Annotated in this window: 5 protein-coding genes; 1 reads left to right on the plus strand and 4 read right to left on the minus strand. The window is 43.3% G+C overall.

Annotated features, from left to right (window positions below):
* Positions 1-362 precede the first annotated feature (362 nt).
* The gene (locus J0895_RS22750; protein ID WP_207090275.1) at positions 363-698 is read left to right on the plus strand and encodes a ribulose bisphosphate carboxylase small subunit; all 336 of its coding nucleotides are present in this window, start codon (positions 363-365) and stop codon (positions 696-698) included.
* A 123-nt stretch (positions 699-821) separates the two neighbouring features.
* Here J0895_RS22750 and J0895_RS22755 read toward each other — a convergent pair whose 3' ends face one another.
* The 4 genes from J0895_RS22755 to J0895_RS22770 all read right to left on the minus strand — a co-directional run bounded on the left by J0895_RS22755 (position 822) and on the right by J0895_RS22770 (position 3,522).
* On the minus strand, positions 822-1,940 hold the full coding sequence (locus J0895_RS22755; protein ID WP_207090276.1) for a fatty acid desaturase family protein: 1,119 nt from the start codon (positions 1,938-1,940) through the stop codon (positions 822-824).
* 332 nt (positions 1,941-2,272) lie between these two features.
* A complete protein-coding gene (locus J0895_RS22760; protein WP_207090277.1) occupies positions 2,273-2,956 on the minus strand; it encodes a hypothetical protein in 684 nt (227 codons plus the stop codon).
* Positions 2,957-3,050: 94 nt separating this feature from the next.
* Positions 3,051-3,284: a type II toxin-antitoxin system RelE family toxin gene (locus J0895_RS22765; RefSeq protein WP_207090278.1), complete on the minus strand. Its 234-nt coding sequence runs from the start codon at positions 3,282-3,284 to the stop codon at positions 3,051-3,053.
* A 25-nt stretch (positions 3,285-3,309) separates the two neighbouring features.
* Positions 3,310-3,522, minus strand: coding sequence for a hypothetical protein (locus J0895_RS22770; protein ID WP_207090279.1), 213 nt, complete (start codon positions 3,520-3,522; stop codon positions 3,310-3,312).
* Between the last annotated feature and the right edge of the window lie 124 nt (positions 3,523-3,646).

Genomic DNA, 3,646 nt, shown 5'->3' on the forward strand with positions numbered 1-3,646 from the left:
GAGCTAAATCAAGTAGGCGTATCAACTGCACGTTGAAATATCCTAGGTCGGTGAAACTCCCGCCAGAAAGAAACTACCAGCCATACTGGGAAAGACTAAGGAACAGGCAAGCAGAGACAGGATATCGAGTGTACCGAACTGGCTAGTGTTGAAAAGTGCGAACGAGAGCTTCGAGATTAAAAAAGGTAGCCGTAAGCCTCATGGCGAGTCAGTGAGCGTGAATAGGTAGGGGCGCATTGACTACGCCCTTAAGGTCTAAATTCTGGACTCTTAAAGAATCCCATGCTCTTTAGACGTGGGAGTGTCAATTCAGGCTTAAACCGCCAATCCTTGTAGATCCCGCAGCAAAGAGACAAAGAATTATGAAAACTCTGCCAAAAGAGCGTCGTTACGAAACACTTTCCTATCTGCCCCCTCTGACTGATGCACAGATTGGTAAGCAGATTCAGTACATCATTGACCAAGGCTATATTCCTGCCATTGAATTCAATGAAACCTCTGACCCCACGGTTTACTACTGGACCCTGTGGAAGCTGCCTTTGTTCAATGCACGTTCCGTCCAGGACGTGATGAGCGAAGTCCAAGCGTGCCGCAGTGAATACCCCGCTTGCTACATCCGCGTTGTGGGATTTGATAACATCAAGCAGTGCCAAGTGCTCAGCTTCATCATCCACAAACCCAACACCAGCCGCTTCTAAGTTTGTGAAATAACTCTCACATAGTTTGCGGGGTAGGGGTAACGAATTTGTTACCCCTACTTTATTGGTAGGCTTCAGAAACAACCGACACTCTTTAAGGTGTCGGTTGTTTTTGCTTGATTGTCAGTTTTTAGCTGAAGTCGGGATCACGGGACAAGGGACCGATTTTTCTCCGGACCAATCGGTAAAGGTATTTTCATCTTTATAATGGCGAGGAGTTTGTAGCAATAAACGCCAAGCTTCTGCGGCATCGACTAACTTCAACCGACCGGGATAGTGAAGTTCTAGCAATTCTCGAACTTGGGGGTAATAGTCTGAGTTGATGTTGGGGAAAATATGATGTTCGGTGTGGTAGGAAAAGTTCAAGTGCAACCAATCGAAGATTTTAGGAACTCGGATGGATAAGGTATTGAACGTGGGGTCGTTAACACTACTCATCGGCGAGACCATGTGATTGGTATAAATATAAAATATCACACCGGCATAGCCAATGGCGATCGGCAGAAAGTAACTCAGCAGGAGTTTGATGGGGTCAAATTGTAGGGAAAACAAGATGGTGAGATGCATCGCTACGATCGCCACTAATTCTAAGGCGATCGCCCGTCGTTCTTTTGGACTGACGGTAAAAGCGGCAGGGACGTAATCCACGGATTTATCATTGAAAAACAGCACTGAGGTGATGTTTCTAAAATTATGGACTCCCCAACCACTGGTCATTCCCACCGCTAACCAAAAGGGATGGACCTCCGCAGACGGCACAAATAGCTGTTGAATCCTTTTTCCCCAATTTTTAGGCTGACTCTCCAAGTAGTTGCGATCGGGGTCGTTCAGGGAATTGGTTTTATTGTGATGCTCACGGTTATGTACTGCTTTCCACATGGTTGGCGGCATCCACAACAGGGTTAATCCGAGAAACCCCATGATGTCCATGACTCGTTTATTTTTGATGACACTGCCATGCATCAGGTTATGAGAACTAAACAATAGGACAATAACGCTATTGCCCATGACTAGGGCGATCGGGAGGTAAAGCCATAATAAGAAGACTGGCCAATGATCTAATGTGGAGGCGATCGCCCAACCCAAGATCATGATCACCAAATTAATCGATAAAATGACTAACTTACCCGGATCGGGTTCAAATGCCTCCTTCGGCAGTAGGGGACGCAATTTCTTTGCATACTCCCCATAAGGAATCATTGATTCTTCCTCAGTGCGGCTGATCAATTGTTGTGAATTCATTTCAGAATAAGTCGTGCCTAAAAATTGAACTTCTAAACAGAATAGGCTAAGTATAGCGTAAAAAGTAAAATTACTCAGGTCTCTAACTATTTTTTCTGTAAAACAAAATATTTTTATTTTTCAAGTTTTTATGGTATAATCTTTCACCTACACAAACTCCAGGGGACGACTCAGAATGATATCGGCAAAATCTGCAAGGGTGGGATCAGGGATTATTCATCAGTCGCTTGTCAAATTCTGATGTATAATGATGCACGAATCCGAAAACCAGCCTGAGCGATGAGGGCGATCGCATCCTTCCCTGAGAAAACCCATCCGCCATCCCCAAGCATTCATCGCAACCGAACCGCCAGGGTTAAACCTCTTTCATCCAGACTCAGGTTCAGTTTATTTTCAATGGATTGAATCACAAAATCCACCGCATTTGAACTAATTCCAATTGGTTCTGCCAGAGTATTGAGTTGGTTAATTGCCAAAACTTCATCCAATTTTTTACCGTTAAATCTAGCTAATTCTTGGTCAAGTTTTTTAGTAATCATCCCTTTGCTAGACTTAATGACTAATTTGGAGCTTTCTAAATCAGTTTCGCCAGCTTTAATGTAGAGATATCCATCTTGGATACTCAAGGATAAATCTTGAGAGACTGAAACAGGCAAGTTTCCCGGTAGCGGTTTGACATTAACGATTACATCTGCCTGGAGGTTGATTCCTTCGGGAATTAATGCATAGTTGAGATTGCTGACAGTGATTTTGTTGCTAGTTTTTTCAGCAACAATGGGTTCTAAGCGATGGAGTAACTGACTCAGATGTATTTTTTGTTCTAAACAGTCGGGACTGTAGTGAATTTCCAAAGCGCCATTGTTAATGGTGGCGACGTTTGCACAAGGGGAAGCGGTAGGAGAGGCGATCGCCGGATTATTCCATTGCACAGAGGTTTGTCCCCAAGGTAGAGTCGGGGAAGTCAGAACCAGTAACAATGCGAGTCCTAAACTAATCAGAATTGATGAGAGTTTCATGGTAGCAGGGAGTTGGGATAAGGGGGGTCTGGAACGGGCGATCGCACCGTGGGAATTCCATCAATTAGGGTCAAAAATGAGCGAACCTTAAGTGCTAAGGAAAGTTTCTATAGATATCCCTTCGATGAGCTACTCGTTCACAAATTATGGTTTGTGTTTTTTTGTCAACCGTCATGCCAATCCGATAGTCACCTACCCGGATTTTATATTTATCGGAATAGCCTGTCATTTTTTGCAAATATCCTAAATCAAAGGAATTTTCGGTTTCGATTTCTTGAAAAATAATGGGTTGAATTCGACCTTGAACTTCTATGGATAAAGCCGCCAACTATTTTAAAAATCGTTTGGTATATTCAATTTTCTACATTATTAGCCTTTAAAAAAGCATAATATTTCAGTGCTTCCTCTTTGGATAGAGGTTTTTCGTCTTGCACTTCTTCCATCAATTTTGCCAAGCCGTAATCTTCGAGAATTTCCTCGATCTTCTCAAACTCTGCGATCGGGATTTGGACGGCGATCGCCTTCTGGTTTTCGTCGATGACATAACTTTTGTGGATTTCTAGCATTTGAGACGCTCCTCAACAGCGATTCCGGTTTCTGATATTGTACCTGATTCGCTTTTTTATCGCAATACCACCTACATTAGTTTCGTTTCAAGTAGCCGTCAGAGGTAATCGCCACCTTACCAAA

It is taken from the genome of Phormidium pseudopriestleyi FRX01 (assembly GCF_017313335.1).
Lineage (GTDB): Bacteria > Cyanobacteriota > Cyanobacteriia > Cyanobacteriales > Laspinemataceae > Laspinema > Laspinema pseudopriestleyi.